Below are 15,340 nucleotides of genomic sequence, written 5' to 3'. Positions count from 1 at the left end.
AACATTAATAATAAGGCCTATTCTTTTTTAACCTGAGTGCAATTGCGTCCTCCCAAATTTCACCATTACGCAATAACTTTTCTTTATTGTACATTAGCTCCTCTCTTGTTTCAGTAGCAAATTCAAAGTTAGGACCCTCCACAATTGCATCAACTGGACATGCCTCTTGGCAAAGCCCGCAGTATATACATTTTGTCATGTCAATATCATAGCGCGTGGTGCGGCGACTACCGTCTTCTCTTTCCTCTGCTTCAATAACTATTGCTTGAGCAGGGCAGATAACTTCGCATAATTTACAAGCTATGCATCGTTCTTCACCGTTTGGATACCTACGCAACGCATGCTCACCACGAAACCTTGGACTTAAAGGGCCCTTCTCCATAGGATACTTAAGCGTAACCTTTGGTTTGAACATATATTTCAATGTAATAGCAAACCCTTTGATTAATTCTATAAAGGACCAATACCAAGCTAATTTCTTGAGCATAAAATGTCTAAAACCTGCATTTATAACTATAATGTATATTGTCAGTTTTCAAAATAAATATTTTCATCTGGATGACTTTTGTAGTTTTTCTATACAATATATTTACTAATACTGCATTAATATGAATAAGTAATATAAGTAAAAATTTTTTAGATTAGGTATTTTAAATTGCTAAGTAGTTTATATAAATAATGACAAACACAAATGAAACTATTTTCGCTTTGTCGACCGTATTTGGTAAGTCAGGAGTTGCAGTAATCAGAATTTCAGGCAACTACGCGCTTAAAGCTTTAAATCATTTTCATATTAAGAAAGAAATTAAACCAAGATTTGCTACTTTAGTTGATCTGTATGATGATTCCAATCAATTGATAGATAATGGAATAATCATCTATTTCCCTGCTCCAAACAGTTTCACTGGCGAGGACGTTATAGAGTTACAAGTGCATGGAAGCAAGGCAGTTATAAAAATCATCTTGGAGGAATTATCAAAAGTTTTCGTTATGGCCAAGCCTGGAGAATTCTCACTTAGGGCTTTTCTAAATGGTAAATTTGACTTAACGCAAATAGAAGGGATTGCAGACTTAATTGATGCTGAGACGAAAATGCAAGCTAAACAAGCGATTAAGCAGATATCAGGAGAATTGGAAAGACTATACAGCAATTGGAGGCAAAGATTAATAACGATACAATCCAAAATCGAAGCATATATAGACTTTCCAGAGGATGTTTTGACAGAAAAAAATGAATTGGAAAAAATTAATAATGAAGTGCAATCTCTCGTGCGGTTGATACAAGAGCATTTAAATGATAATAGACGGGGTGAAAGGTTGCGTGAGGGTTTACATGTTGTAATAACTGGTAAACCAAATGTTGGTAAATCAACTCTGTTTAATTTCTTAGCCAAGCGTGATATTGCTATTGTTTCTGAATATGCAGGCACAACAAGAGATATACTTGAAGCTCATATTGACATTGGCGGATACCCAATCATTCTCTCTGATACTGCTGGAATTCGTGAAAGTTCAGATCCAATAGAATCAGAAGGTATAAGTCGAGCGAAAAAGAGGTCTTTTGAAGCTGATTTAAGAATAGAACTGTTTCCTTTTGAACAACGACACGATGTCAATTATCAAGCCACAGGCAATATACCATCTGTAGTACCAGTGCTTGACACACAACTATGCAAATATTGTAATCAACAAACGGTGTCATCCCAGTGCTTGACACTGGGATCCAGATATAAAAATACTTGCAAATTATGCAATAGACAATGGATTCTAGAAACATGTGCTGAAAACAATGTTCATAGCTGGATTCCAGTTTGCATAACATCAGACCAAAATGACACCATTTATGTATTGAGCAAAGCTGACGATGTTATCAATGATCACAATATAAAAGTTAATGGCATAGATTTTCTACCTATTTCTATTTTAAAGGGAATAGGTACAAACAAGTTGATCTCCCTCATAAAAGAGAAAGCAGAGGAAAAATTTGGGCATGATAGAGACACTCCTGTGATTACTCGGCAAAGACATAGGAATCACATGCAGAAAGCACTGGAACATTTACAACGTTTTAATATCGATAATCCAATTGAGTTGATATCTGAAGATTTGAGGCTTGCTGCATTTGAACTTGGTGCGGTGATTGGAATTATTGATGTTGAGGAAATATTGAGTAGTGTGTTTAGCAACTTTTGCGTGGGCAAGTAAAGCTTTTATAGATTGCTTAAAATCAAATGTTGTGATAAAAAAGAAATGGACGGATGGCCGAGCGGTTTAAGGCACCAGTCTTGAAAACTGACGTACGTGATGAGCGTACCATGGGTTCGAATCCCATTCCGTCCGCACAGCATCCCGCGATATTAGCTGATTTTTAGAGCTTTATGTGGTTCATAATGCTGGAAATCTTATCTAATTAGCTACATCTTTTAAAATACATCCCTTTGTAAATTGACCTTGTTAGCAAAGAAAGCTAATATCTATAAATAGATCACCATCTGAATATGGAAACCGATATAGTAATAATAGGTGCAGGGCCTATTGGAATATTCACTGCTTTTCAAGCGGGGATGCTTGATATGAGATGTCATATAATAGATGTTTTGGATCAAGCAGGAGGACAATGCACAGCTCTTTACCCAGAAAAGCCAATATATGATATACCTGGTTATCCTTTCATTACTGCCCAAAAATTAATTGAGCAGCTAATGGAGCAAGCTTCGCCATTTAAGCCTATTTACCATTTAAGTCAAAAAGTGGAAAAGATTTTGCACAACTTTGATCAAAGCTTTACTATTACAACCAGCGCAGGCACAGAGGTAAAATGCAAAGCCGTTATCATTGCTGCAGGTAACGGAATGTTTGAGCCTAATCGTCCACCCTTAAGTGGTATATTAGAATATGAAAATAAATCTGTATTTTACAGTGTAAATAAAATTTCTGATTTTCAGGATAAAACTATAGTCATTGCAGGGGGGGGTGATTCTGCGGCTGATTGGACTGTAGAACTTTCTAAAGTTGCAAAGAAAATTTATGTGATACATAGGAGAAAGGAATTTCGCTGCACTCCTGAAACTAGAAATAAGTTAGAATCACTTGAAAATGATGGAAAAATAGAACTGGTAGTGCCATATCAATTACACGAACTAGCAGGAAGTAATGGGCAGTTGAGCGCAGTGATAGTAAAAAACATTGCCTCTAAAGAAGAAAAAGAAATATCTGCTGATTTTTTGCTGCCATTTTTTGGATTGTCAATGAATCTTGGTCCAATAAACAATTGGGGTATACAGTTAGAACATAGCCGCATAGCTGTTGATCCGACTACCTTAAAAACCAGTAGAGATAGAATATATGCAATCGGAGATATAGCTACTTATTCAGGCAAACTCAAGTTGATACTAAATGGTTTCGCCGAGAGCGCCATGGCTTGTTATGACATATACAAAGTAATCCACAACTCTCCAGTCAATTTTCAATATTCAACTTCAAAGGGAATTCACGGGAAAGAAAGTGAGTAAATCTAGAATAACCCGGGGCATCTGTTTTCGAAGGCAGTTGCCTAAAACACAAAGATGTTACCCAAGTAGAAACAAAAAACTTACTTGACAAACTCCGCCAGCCCCCTTATCATGAAACTGAAGCTATTTTATTTAACTTCGCAATCTCTGCAGCAGATTAAAATGACAAGAAAACTTGTATTTGGCGTACTATTGTTTAATTTTTTGCACTATGTGCACCTCATGTCTTTATAAAAACTTTAGGTTTCTACCTATACAAGCTGAAACGCGCTTATAAAGCGTTCAAGACATCACCCAACGTCAAATTTTAAAATAGAGAGTGTAATAACTAGCTACCACGGGTTTTCTTTGCCTTTTTTTTCTGCTTAGTAAATTTCTTAAACATTTAAACTAAGGTGAGTTGCATTTAAAAGCAGCTAAATTGCAGTGTTTAAGACTTAAAAAACGCCAATACTGAAAATAGACAATAGACTTCTTTCAAAATTGAGGGAGAGAGAGTAAGATCAAGTATTTGGAAGCATGAAATATAAGGAAATAGAAAAGTTAGAAGGAGAAAAGTTTCGACGTTTAACGGGGGTAAAAAAATCAACATTTAAGAGAATGGTAGAAATTCTAGATGAGGAGGATAAAAGGAAAAAAGCTAGAAGTGGAAGAAAAAGCAAACTTTGTATAGAAGATAGATTACTTATGGCACTGGAATATATGAGAGAATATCGTACATATTTTCATATAGGACAAAGTTATGGCATGAGTGAAAGCAACTGTTTTAAAATAATAAGGTGGGTAGAAGACACATTAATAAAACATCCAGATTTTGCATTACCAGGAAAAAAAGATCTATTAAATAGTAATGTAGAATACGAAGTTTTGGTAATAGATGGAACTGAAACAGCAGTAGAAAGGCCAAAAAAAAGCAAAAGCGCTTTTACTCTGGAAAGAAAAAAAGGCATACTATAAAAACACAAATAGTAACAGAGAAGAAGAGTAAAAAGGTCGTATGTACATCTTTCTCCAATGGTAGAAAACATGATTTTCGGATGTTTAGAGAATCAAAGATAGCAATATTACCGCAAACTAAGATCCTAGCTGATTCTGGTTACAGAGGAATGCAAAAGATACATAAAAATGTTGAATTACCACATAGAAGATCAAAAAAGAATCCTTTATCAACCCCAGTTGCGGATTAATCAATATAGTAAAATCTAGAAATACAGGGCTTTTTAGGCTTCATGGAATATGAAACTAATGTGGAAAAGACGTGCACCAAGAAATTTATTGGAGACCTGTGCCTTGAATGCTCAAGCTCAAGTCTGTCTTTTAGGTAGCCAAAAACTGTTTCAATAATCGACCTTTTTCTTAAAAAAATCTTTTCTTCAAGTAGCATTAATGTGTTTTTCATACCTTTTTTTACTTTGGTAACGAGTTTTAGTCCTCTATCGAAGAGTTTTGCAAAGAGCTCTTTCTTTATATAGCCCTTATCACCAAACAAAAGACCAGTCAGTTTTTCAGTTAATTTTGGTACTGGTTTTCTGTCGTCAACGTTACCTTTAGTAAGTGTAACTCCTTGAATTTCACCTTTTTCATTAATTACCATATGCAATTTAAAACCAAAAAACCAGCCATATGTAGTCTTTCCAAGCTTTGCCAATCCTTTGAAAACTTTGTTTCTTGAGATTCTTTTTGGATGGCAAACAGCGATAGATGTTGCATCTATGTACGAAATCCCTGTCATTTTCGACTGCTCACATAGCCATTGCAAAAGTAATGCTAAATACCATAAAACCCTCGGTTTTAGCCTAATAAATCTACTATATGTTGGCAAATTTTGAAACTCAGATCCATATAGTGCTTTCAAATAATATGTATAGAAAGATTTAAAGTCCTCACATCTAGATTGTTGATAAAGTAAAATTATAGTAAGAATTTCAGAATGCGTAATCTCTGGCGTTCTGGTAGGTTTTTTACTGTTTGGCAGGAGTTTTTCTGCGAAATTTTTGTTTATAGCCTTGCAAAAATCGTCTACAAAGCAAAATAATTCTGTTACATTTTTATTCATGGGTAACCTCTCTACTTTTTGATAATATGTTTCCGGAGTTTACCCTATTTCCCTATCTTTTTCACTGACTTCTAATCCGCAACTGGGGTTTTATCAAAGGAGAAAAAAGCAGAAAATAGATCTCTCTCTATACGAAGAGTGGTAGTTGAAAACGTAATCGGCTTATTGAAAAGGTTTAAAATCATTTCTGACAGATATAGAAATCGACGAAAACGTTTTGGCTTAAGATTTAATTTGATTGCCTCTATTCACAATAGAGAGCTCCTTTCATGAATTTTGAAAGAAGTCTAATGACTAGGGTTTCTTTTGCCTTTTTTTTCGTTTGGTAAACTTCTTAACATTTATAGCTAAAAGAGCCCAAGAGGTATCCGTTCAGCCAATGGCGTCAACTTAAGGGAAAATATCAGTGATTGTGTATAAAATTTATCTCTAAATTTTTTATCATTAAATTATCCAAAGAGTGCAATAAACAGCACTTTTGTTGCTGTTTTATTTCAACAAAGAAGTCTAAAATGTGTTCTTAAGTTGACGCCATTGGCTGAACGGATACCTTAAGTTTCGTAAACAGCCTAAAAAAGTTGCTTGTGGTTACCTCCGCTACTTGTTCTGGTGACTCATTCCATAATTCTGCCAAACAATCAACAACGTATTTTACCATTGCCGGTTCATTTTTTTTTCCTCTATAAGGCTCAGGCGATAGATATGGAGCATCAGTCTCAACCAAAACACGCTCGCGTGGTACATCTTGTACAATTCCTCTGAGTAAGCTCGCATTTTTAAAGGTAATGATCCCAGAAAATGAAATGTATAATCCTAAATCTATAGATTGATAAGCAAGCTCTTTAGAAGAAGCAAAACAGTGCATCACTCCACTAAAAGCACCGGCTTTCATCTCTGACCTTAACATATCGATCATCTCATTATCAGAGCTTCTTGTGTGAATAACTAAAGGTAGTCCAGTCATTCTTGCTGCCTCTATGTGCGATGCAAAACTTTTTTTCTGATTGTCTTTATTATCAGATTTATAAAAATCTAACCCGGTTTCGCCGATGCTAATTACCTTTTGATTTTTGGTAAATTCAACTAATTCATCAACATGTATACACTCACCGTTTTCTATGGCAGCATCAAGTGGATGTACACCAACAGAGGAGTAGACTTGATCATAAGATGAAGAAATTTTTAGTAATTTAGGAATATCATTAACGCTTATGCATATGTTATGCAAAATCTTTACACCATTTTGCTCTGCCCTTGAAATTACTTTTGGTATTTCATCATCGGAAAAATAAATCAAGTGGCAATGAGAATCTACTATCATAAGCTTATTGTTGAGGCTTTTATGATAGAAGAAAACTCTTCTATCACTGTCTTATAAACTTCTTTTTTAAATGATATAGCATTGGCTACTAAATCATCTATACTTTGCCAATGCCACTCTTTGAACTCTGGATGATCAGTATAATTAATATCAATATCCTTATCCTCTCCATAAAATTTCATTAAGAACCACCTTTGTTTTTGGCCAGAATATTTTCCATTCCAGCATATTGGTATAACTTCTTCAGGCAAGTTGTAGTATATCCACTCCTTATTTTTAGCTACAATCTTTACTTTGTCAGTACCAATTTCCTCTAGCAGCTCACGTAACGCTGCTTGTTCCAGTTCCTCACCATCATCAACACCTCCTTGTGGCATCTGCCAGTAAGAGTCGCTATCAAAGCGTTTTCCAATGAAGACATGCCCTTGTTTGTTAAATAGCATTATGCCAACACAAGAACGATACTTATCTTTCTGCTCAACCACGAGTACGCTCTGTTTTTAAATGATTTGTTACAGAAGCCTTAATTAATTTTCCATTTTTTTCTTTCTTCATCTCTTCAACAATTTTCTTTGCAACTTCCTTTGCACTCAAGTTTGAGTTACCAATTTCAAGTGTACCTTCCGGTATAAATAGCCTTTTCCCTTCAATTTTTTTCATGGCAAAATCCGAATCAATAATTTTATTTTTCCAGCATCTCTCCTCTGAGTGAATACGCCTTGCTAATTCTTCGTTATTACAGTGTAACACTACAGGAAGAATTTCCATATCCATTTTTTTACTTAAATTTACCACTGAGTTGTATAATCTTTGGTCATAGGAATCACCCTCTATCAATTCATTTGTAAATATATAATGTTTTGATTTTATATAGTGTTTTTCCAGTATTGCTAGCATATTTTCTCTGACTGCAAAAATCTTTTCCCACAGATCATCTGGAACTTCAGCATTCTGTAATTTAACAATATCAAATATAATACTATTGAATAGATTATTGCTTACTATCACTCCGTCAATGATTTTACAAAGTTCTTTTGCAGTAGTAAATTTACCACTACCTGGAAAGCCGATTAAGTAGATGAGAGTCTTGCCCATAATAAATACTAGTAGAAAGCTATTTTCAATTATACATAAAAGTATACACATTGTACATGCTAAAAACATGATGATAAAATAGATGCAGGTAATACCTTTTTAACGGTTGAAAATAGTTCATATTTAGAGATTTTGAGTGTATAATTATAAGCAAATTGAATAATTTAAGATGATGACTAATGTATCCAGTGATACAGAATCAATAAAAAGCACGATTGTAGATATAATAGATCAAAATAAAGGTCACGATATAGTTACTTTTGATGTGCAGAACAAAACCGTTATTGCAAAATATATGATTATTGCATCTGGTGATTCAAGCCGTCACGTTAAAGCTTTAGCTGAGCACGTAATAAAAAGCCTCAAGCCACATGATAAAATAGATGTGGAGGGTATGGATGAAGGTAATTGGGTGGTTTTAAGTTTTCAAGGCATAATGGTTCACATATTCAGGCCAGAAGTAAGAGAGTATTATAAAATAGAAGAATTGTGGAATTAACTTTCTTTTATTTGTAAGATTTATAGGTTAAAATCGCTGCAATTGACAGAAGTAAGCCATGAAACACGCATCTGAATTTTTAAATTTTATCCAAGAAAAAGGGTACCTATACCAATGTACAAACATTGAAGGACTAGATCAGTTATTATTGCAGAGCAATTATATAGTCGCATACATTGGGTTTGATTGCACAGCACCAAGTCTTCATATTGGTAGTTTAATTCAAATTATGATGCTCCGTCACCTGCAAAAATTTGGTTACAAGCCGATAGTCTTACTTGGAGGTGGCACAACAAAAATTGGTGACCCATCCGGTAAGGATAAAGCAAGGAGCGTCTTATCTATCAAGGATATTAGCCAAAATATATCTAGTATAAAGAAAACATTGGAGAAAATGATATCTTTTGATGATGGAAAGACTGATGCAGTTATAGTAAATAATGCAGATTGGCTAGATAACATAAAATACATAGATTTTTTGCGTGACATAGGAGCGCATTTTTCGGTAAATCGCATGCTAAGTTTTGATAGTGTGAAAACTAGGCTAGATAGAGAGCAAACCTTAAGCTTCTTAGAATTTAATTACATGTTATTGCAGGCTTACGATTTTACTGAATTAAACAAAAAGTATGACTGTCGTTTGCAGATAGGGGGATCAGACCAGTGGGGAAATATAGTAAATGGGATTGAACTTGGAAAAAAATTAAACTTGCCTGAGCTGTTTGGCCTTACTACGCCTCTTTTATTAAATGCACAAGGAAAAAAAATGGGCAAAACTGAAAGTGGAGCGATATGGCTCGATGGCGATATGCTAAAACCTTACGATTATTGGCAATATTTTCGCAATGTTGATGATCAAGACGTCGGACGTTTCTTGAGATTGTTCACTGATTTGTCAATTGATGAGATCAAAAAGTTAGAATCCTTAAAAGATCAAGAAATAAATGAAGCAAAAAAAGTTTTGGCAACAGAAGTGACAAAAATATGTCACGGTGACAAAGAAGCAGAACTTGCACTATCTGCTGCAGTCTCTGCTTTTGAGAATGAAGATAGCTCACTACTTCCTGATCACATTATAAAAAAAGAACAAGTTGCAAGTGGCATATTTTTAGTAGACCTACTGCATGACACCGGTTTTGAACCTTCAAAAGGCGCTGCAAAGCGTTTAATACAGGGCAATGGGTGCAAAGTTAATGATAATATTATAAACAATGTTAACTACATAATAAATTCTGAGAGCTTTAAAGGTCAGTCGTTTATAAAATTATCTGCAGGAAAGAAACGCCATGTAAAAGTCGTGGTAGATTAGGTCTCGAAGTAAGAAAACAAATTTTATACAAGTGAGAAATTAGATATGAATGACTTAAATCAAATATATTTATCTAATCATAAGCCTATATCAAATCTCTTTTTAACTCTGGGTATTACTACATTTCGTGAAGCATTAAAATATGTACATAAACTGCCTTACGGACGTAATAACAATCGTACAGATTATTTATCGGTAATTAGTGAGAAATGTGGTACATGCAGCACAAAGCATGCACTTATATATGAGTTAAGTTTTGAGTGCGAAGTTGCTATGACGTTACACATAGCAGTTTTTATGATGAGTAAAGTAAACACTCCAAAAATCTCTGCAGTTCTAAATGAGTATAACTTGTTGCAAATTCCGGAAATGCACTGCTACCTTCGTTATGAAAATCGAATTATTGACATAACTTTTCCAGGAAATAGTGCCTCACTAGAACTAACAGAGGAAGAGAAAATTGAGCCCGAACATCTTGGAAACTACAAAGTAGAAAAGCATAAACAATTTATTGAGAACTGGTTACCCAACCATACCGTACCGTATAACATGGAGCAAATTTTCAAAATTCGAGAATTATGTATAAAACAACTGGAAAAGTAGTAGAAAGCGAAATTCTATTATATATAGCTAACCCAAGAAAGGTTTTCTTACGTCATACCGCCGCGGCGCATAAGTGTTGAAAGTATCAAAAATGGCGTGATATAAGGTGATTGACGGCATGTAAATTACCTCCCGACAGTAAAACAATCGAACGTATAAAAGAGTCATTTAGATCCAATGTGAATTGCAGTAATGCTATTTTGAACCCATGTAGATTATTTTTGATTTTATAAACAAGAAATAACAAAGCCGTAATAATAATCATGTAAATATACACCTTCATGCCATTCATAGTATGGCTTAAAAAACCCCAGTTGCGGATTAATCAATATAGTAAAATCTAGAAATACAGGGCTTTTTAGGCTTCATGGAATATGAAACTAATGTGGAAAAGACGTGCACCAAGAAATTTATTGGAGACCTGTGCCTTGAATGCTCAAGCTCAAGTCTGTCTTTTAGGTAGCCAAAAACTGTTTCAATAATCGACCTTTTTCTTAAAAAAATCTTTTCTTCAAGTAGCATTAATGTGTTTTTCATACCTTTTTTTACTTTGGTAACGAGTTTTAGTCCTCTATCGAAGAGTTTTGCAAAGAGCTCTTTCTTTATATAGCCCTTATCACCAAACAAAAGACCAGTCAGTTTTTCAGTTAATTTTGGTACTGGTTTTCTGTCGTCAACGTTACCTTTAGTAAGTGTAACTCCTTGAATTTCACCTTTTTCATTAATTACCATATGCAATTTAAAACCAAAAAACCAGCCATATGTAGTCTTTCCAAGCTTTGCCAATCCTTTGAAAACTTTGTTTCTTGAGATTCTTTTTGGATGGCAAACAGCGATAGATGTTGCATCTATGTACGAAATCCCTGTCATTTTCGACTGCTCACATAGCCATTGCAAAAGTAATGCTAAATACCATAAAACCCTCGGTTTTAGCCTAATAAATCTACTATATGTTGGCAAATTTTGAAACTCAGATCCATATAGTGCTTTCAAATAATATGTATAGAAAGATTTAAAGTCCTCACATCTAGATTGTTGATAAAGTAAAATTATAGTAAGAATTTCAGAATGCGTAATCTCTGGCGTTCTGGTAGGTTTTTTACTGTTTGGCAGGAGTTTTTCTGCGAAATTTTTGTTTATAGCCTTGCAAAAATCGTCTACAAAGCAAAATAATTCTGTTACATTTTTATTCATGGGTAACCTCTCTACTTTTTGATAATATGTTTCCGGAGTTTACCCTATTTCCCTATCTTTTTCACTGACTTCTAATCCGCAACTGGGGTTAAAAAGTGCTTATATCCAAGATTTTGCTTTATAAATTTAAAGAACACTTCTATATCCCATCTGCGCCTATATAGCTCTGTTACTTCATAAGCTGGCATTTCAAACAAGTTTGTCAAAAACCATATTTCATCTCCAATTTTATTTCTGATTTTTATTAGCCGTAGATCATGCTTTTCTGCCACTTTACCTCGTGCACGATAAAGATTAACTATTATATCTTCTAAAATCTCTGATCCATCCGATTTTTGTTCTCCTATAACTTTGTTCCTGCTTATAACATCATGTTTTCTTCCTACTTTAACTCTTGTGATAAATTTGTACTCCTTTTCATCAAATTCGGCAAAAGTTCCAACTTTTCTGATTCCTCTATCAAATAATAAAATATCCTCTTTTTCAACTTTAGCTTCATTAATTGCTCTCACTAATGCTATATCTTCACTACTTTCTTCTTGTCCTTTACAAAATCTTATACTTGTCGGCAATTGATCCTTTAATCCTACACTCACTTTAACTTGACTATCGTTACTTTTACCGCCTATTTTCAGCCCATCTTTTATGAGATATCCCGATAAATTTATGATCGTCGAATCAAACTTATGTAAGTTATTTGATGTTTTTTGGGGTAATAGCTTTTTAATCTTGCTCATCAAATCAATATATACTCCCTTAAAATATTCTGGATTTATAACTTTTAACCTTTTTGACAAACCACTGTATGTTACTGTACTTTTATCGCTATTCTTATCCATTATACACCTGTTTATTACCATTTCTAGCGCTCTTAGGCTTGTTTTTTGCCCCATTAATATTAACTTCATTAGACCTTTAAATATAATCTTGCCCAACAATTTAGTATTACATTTATCTACTTCACTTAATTTTCCTAGCCTTTCTAAATCCTCATCTTTTATTAAATTTAGTACTCTTTCTATTTGATCCATTATTGCCTCCATTTTCTTGCAATAATAGTTCTTTATGTCTTTTTTGTGTTACTTTCAACACTTATGCGCCGCGGCGCTAACAAGCAGCGGAATGACGAATTTGTTGCTTTTCAAATTGTAGAGCCACTTTAGCTATAGATCTAAGTAGTCAAGCTACTTGGATGACATCTTTCAACATTATATCATGAACAAAATAAACTTTCTCAAATTCATTGAGTTATGCTTTCAAACAGTGGTACCGGGGTGTGAGTATAATGATTATCGGTACATAAAAGTTATAGCAGACAGGCTGGAAACAGCGAGCGTTGGCGAAGTAAGGCGCATAATATTCAATATGCCTCCGCGTTCAATGAAATCCATATGCGTAAGTGTCGCGTGGCCCGCATGGATACTGGGAAATCAGCCATCTGCAAGAATAATAGTTGCAAGTTATTCTAAGTTGCTTAGCGAAAAACATTCGCTCGATACGAGGTGCATAATGCAATCCAATTGGTATAAAGAGCTATTTCCAGAGGTAAAATTATCCAAAGACCAGAATACCAAATACAAATTCCAAACAGTACAGAGAGGATACAGAATCGCAACATCAGTTGGAGGAACATTAACCGGCGAAGGTGGAGATTTCATCATCGTGGATGATCCGCTTAACCCTGCTCAAGCTTTGAGTGAAACATTTAGAAAACGTGCCACAAACTGGTTCGATCAGACTTTGGTAACGAGGCTCAACGATAGAAAAAAAGGAGTAATTGTGCTTGTGATGCATAGGCTCCACCTAGAAACCCCAGTTGCGGATTAGAAGTCAGTGAAAAAGATAGGGAAATAGGGTAAACTCCGGAAACATATTATCAAAAAGTAGAGAGGTTACCCATGAATAAAAATGTAACAGAATTATTTTGCTTTGTAGACGATTTTTGCAAGGCTATAAACAAAAATTTCGCAGAAAAACTCCTGCCAAACAGTAAAAAACCTACCAGAACGCCAGAGATTACGCATTCTGAAATTCTTACTATAATTTTACTTTATCAACAATCTAGATGTGAGGACTTTAAATCTTTCTATACATATTATTTGAAAGCACTATATGGATCTGAGTTTCAAAATTTGCCAACATATAGTAGATTTATTAGGCTAAAACCGAGGGTTTTATGGTATTTAGCATTACTTTTGCAATGGCTATGTGAGCAGTCGAAAATGACAGGGATTTCGTACATAGATGCAACATCTATCGCTGTTTGCCATCCAAAAAGAATCTCAAGAAACAAAGTTTTCAAAGGATTGGCAAAGCTTGGAAAGACTACATATGGCTGGTTTTTTGGTTTTAAATTGCATATGGTAATTAATGAAAAAGGTGAAATTCAAGGAGTTACACTTACTAAAGGTAACGTTGACGACAGAAAACCAGTACCAAAATTAACTGAAAAACTGACTGGTCTTTTGTTTGGTGATAAGGGCTATATAAAGAAAGAGCTCTTTGCAAAACTCTTCGATAGAGGACTAAAACTCGTTACCAAAGTAAAAAAAGGTATGAAAAACACATTAATGCTACTTGAAGAAAAGATTTTTTTAAGAAAAAGGTCGATTATTGAAACAGTTTTTGGCTACCTAAAAGACAGACTTGAGCTTGAGCATTCAAGGCACAGGTCTCCAATAAATTTCTTGGTGCACGTCTTTTCCACATTAGTTTCATATTCCATGAAGCCTAAAAAGCCCTGTATTTCTAGATTTTACTATATTGATTAATCCGCAACTGGGGTTAGAAGACTTAACAGGGCACCTCTTATCCAAGCCAAAAAACATATGGCATCACATTTGTTTGCCAATGATTTCTGAAAATAAGGAGGTTATTTATTCAATTAATAACCATACTGGTGTCATTCCAACCCCCCCTCCTGTCATCCCAGTGCCCAGACACTGGGATCCAGAAAATTCAACCGCAAAAGACTGGATTCCAGCATCAAGTGCTGGAATGACACTACCTGCAAGAGTATTATACTCAAGAGAAGAAAATGAGTTATTATATCCCCTAGAGGGAGGAAGAGAAGAAGTTGAGATGATAAAAGTTGAACTCGGGAGCTATGCTTTTGCTGCACAATATCAACAAAACCCCCTGCCGCTTTCAAGTGGTATAATAAAACAAGAGTGGCTAAAGCGCTATAAAAATTTCCCTGATAATCCCTCGCATGTAACTCAAAGCTGGGACACTGCAGTTTCAACAAACGATTCCAGCGACTTTAGCGTCTGCACCACCTGGGCAAAAATAGATAACAAATTCTATTTACTTGATGTATATCGCGCAAAGCTTGAGTACCCAAAGCTTAAAGAGCAAGTTCTGTCACTAGCTGCAAGATGGGCACCACACGCAATTTTAATCGAAGCAAAAACAAGTGGTCAACAATTAACACAAGAGCTAAAGGCAAATAGCGATCTACCGATTATTGAAATAATTCCACACAATGACAAACTCACTCGATTTTATCAAATTGTTCCGACTATAGAGTCTGGCAGGGTTTTTCTGCCGCATCAAGCAATATGGCTCAATGATTTTGAGTATGAGATTTTAATGTTCCCAGAAACTCGCCACGATGATCAAGTGGACAGTACGGTACAATATTTACAATGGATGAGAAAAATTAACACCAGCACCTTTAGGGTCAGGGACTTTGGCCCCAACCCTAATAAAACGCTTAGGTGGCTGAGAGAAGTGGATTAGATAATAAACC

14 protein-coding genes, 1 tRNA gene and 4 pseudogenes are annotated in these 15,340 nt (G+C 34.9%); 11 read left to right on the top strand and 8 right to left on the bottom strand.

What is annotated here, in order from left to right; genetic code table 11:
- Positions 1–4: 4 nt before the first annotated feature.
- Complete coding sequence (nuoI, locus tag NBW37_RS06605) at positions 5–487, bottom strand: NADH-quinone oxidoreductase subunit NuoI (protein ID WP_250296225.1); 483 nt, start codon at positions 485–487, stop codon at positions 5–7.
- A 191-nt stretch (positions 488–678) separates the two neighbouring features.
- Here nuoI and mnmE point away from each other — a divergent pair, with 191 nt between their 5' ends.
- From mnmE to NBW37_RS06585, 4 genes and pseudogenes are all read left to right on the top strand, one after another.
- On the top strand, positions 679–2,205 hold the full coding sequence (mnmE, locus tag NBW37_RS06600; protein ID WP_250296223.1) for a tRNA uridine-5-carboxymethylaminomethyl(34) synthesis GTPase MnmE: 1,527 nt from the start codon (positions 679–681) through the stop codon (positions 2,203–2,205).
- Positions 2,206–2,252: 47 nt separating this feature from the next.
- Positions 2,253–2,340 (top strand) — tRNA-Ser (locus NBW37_RS06595).
- A gap of 158 nt (positions 2,341–2,498) precedes the next feature.
- Positions 2,499–3,512 (top strand): NAD(P)/FAD-dependent oxidoreductase, encoded by a 1,014-nt coding sequence (locus NBW37_RS06590; protein ID WP_250296222.1) that lies wholly within the window; start codon positions 2,499–2,501, stop codon positions 3,510–3,512.
- A 519-nt stretch (positions 3,513–4,031) separates the two neighbouring features.
- Positions 4,032–4,681, top strand: a pseudogene (locus tag NBW37_RS06585) (IS5 family transposase); the annotation flags it as partial.
- 14 nt (positions 4,682–4,695) lie between these two features.
- Here NBW37_RS06585 and NBW37_RS06580 read toward each other — a convergent pair.
- Positions 4,696–5,568 carry an IS982 family transposase gene (locus NBW37_RS06580; RefSeq protein ID WP_250295817.1) on the bottom strand — a complete coding sequence of 291 codons (873 nt, stop codon included), beginning with the start codon at positions 5,566–5,568 and terminating at the stop codon, positions 4,696–4,698.
- Between the two features lie 90 nt (positions 5,569–5,658).
- On the opposite strand from NBW37_RS06580, the pseudogene NBW37_RS06575 reads away from it, so the two are divergent.
- A pseudogene (locus NBW37_RS06575) lies at positions 5,659–5,841 on the top strand (transposase family protein); the annotation flags it as partial.
- Positions 5,842–6,088: 247 nt separating this feature from the next.
- Here the strand turns inward: NBW37_RS06575 and NBW37_RS06570 are convergent.
- The 3 genes from NBW37_RS06570 to NBW37_RS06560 are packed head-to-tail and all read right to left on the bottom strand — an operon-like array spanning position 6,089 to position 7,984.
- Complete coding sequence (locus NBW37_RS06570) at positions 6,089–6,889, bottom strand: TatD family hydrolase (RefSeq protein WP_250296221.1); 801 nt, start codon at positions 6,887–6,889, stop codon at positions 6,089–6,091.
- Entirely contained in the window at positions 6,886–7,374 is a 489-nt protein-coding gene (locus NBW37_RS06565; RefSeq protein WP_250296220.1) for an RNA pyrophosphohydrolase, read from the bottom strand. The genes NBW37_RS06570 and NBW37_RS06565 overlap by 4 nt, the downstream gene beginning before the upstream one ends.
- Positions 7,367–7,984 (bottom strand): ATP-binding protein, encoded by a 618-nt coding sequence (locus NBW37_RS06560; RefSeq protein ID WP_250296219.1) that lies wholly within the window; start codon positions 7,982–7,984, stop codon positions 7,367–7,369. The genes NBW37_RS06565 and NBW37_RS06560 overlap by 8 nt, the downstream gene beginning before the upstream one ends.
- A 172-nt stretch (positions 7,985–8,156) precedes the next feature.
- Between NBW37_RS06560 and rsfS the strand changes: the two genes are divergently transcribed.
- From rsfS to NBW37_RS06545, 3 genes are read left to right on the top strand one after another with little or no spacing between them, the layout of a single operon-like run.
- Entirely contained in the window at positions 8,157–8,483 is a 327-nt protein-coding gene (gene rsfS, locus NBW37_RS06555) for a ribosome silencing factor (RefSeq protein WP_250297016.1), read from the top strand.
- Positions 8,484–8,541: 58 nt separating this feature from the next.
- Positions 8,542–9,792, top strand: a complete 1,251-nt coding sequence (gene tyrS, locus NBW37_RS06550) for a tyrosine--tRNA ligase (RefSeq protein WP_250296218.1) — start codon at positions 8,542–8,544, stop codon at positions 9,790–9,792.
- Positions 9,793–9,837: 45 nt separating this feature from the next.
- Positions 9,838–10,395, top strand: coding sequence for a hypothetical protein (locus NBW37_RS06545; RefSeq protein WP_250296217.1), 558 nt, complete (start codon positions 9,838–9,840; stop codon positions 10,393–10,395).
- 85 nt (positions 10,396–10,480) lie between these two features.
- Here the strand turns inward: NBW37_RS06545 and NBW37_RS06540 are convergent, their stop codons facing one another.
- From NBW37_RS06540 to NBW37_RS06530, 3 genes are all read right to left on the bottom strand, one after another.
- A complete protein-coding gene (locus tag NBW37_RS06540; RefSeq protein WP_250296216.1) occupies positions 10,481–10,687 on the bottom strand; it encodes a hypothetical protein in 207 nt (68 codons plus the stop codon).
- A 29-nt stretch (positions 10,688–10,716) separates the two neighbouring features.
- Positions 10,717–11,589 (bottom strand): IS982 family transposase, encoded by an 873-nt coding sequence (locus NBW37_RS06535; RefSeq protein WP_250295817.1) that lies wholly within the window; start codon positions 11,587–11,589, stop codon positions 10,717–10,719.
- A 71-nt stretch (positions 11,590–11,660) separates the two neighbouring features.
- Complete coding sequence (locus NBW37_RS06530; protein WP_250296215.1) at positions 11,661–12,632, bottom strand: IS4 family transposase; 972 nt, start codon at positions 12,630–12,632, stop codon at positions 11,661–11,663.
- A gap of 172 nt (positions 12,633–12,804) precedes the next feature.
- Between NBW37_RS06530 and NBW37_RS06525 the strand changes: the two are divergent.
- The 3 genes and pseudogenes from NBW37_RS06525 to terL form a co-directional block, all read left to right on the top strand.
- Positions 12,805–13,398, top strand: a pseudogene (locus NBW37_RS06525) (hypothetical protein); the annotation flags it as partial.
- An 89-nt stretch (positions 13,399–13,487) separates the two neighbouring features.
- Positions 13,488–14,360, top strand: coding sequence for an IS982 family transposase (locus NBW37_RS06520; RefSeq protein ID WP_250295817.1), 873 nt, complete (start codon positions 13,488–13,490; stop codon positions 14,358–14,360).
- A gap of 7 nt (positions 14,361–14,367) precedes the next feature.
- Positions 14,368–15,330, top strand: a pseudogene (terL, locus tag NBW37_RS06515) (phage terminase large subunit); the annotation flags it as partial.
- Positions 15,331–15,340: the final 10 nt, after the last annotated feature.

Source organism: Wolbachia endosymbiont of Oedothorax gibbosus (assembly GCF_936270145.1).
GTDB lineage: Bacteria > Pseudomonadota > Alphaproteobacteria > Rickettsiales > Anaplasmataceae > Wolbachia.
This window is presented reverse-complemented; position numbering and strand designations above follow the sequence as displayed.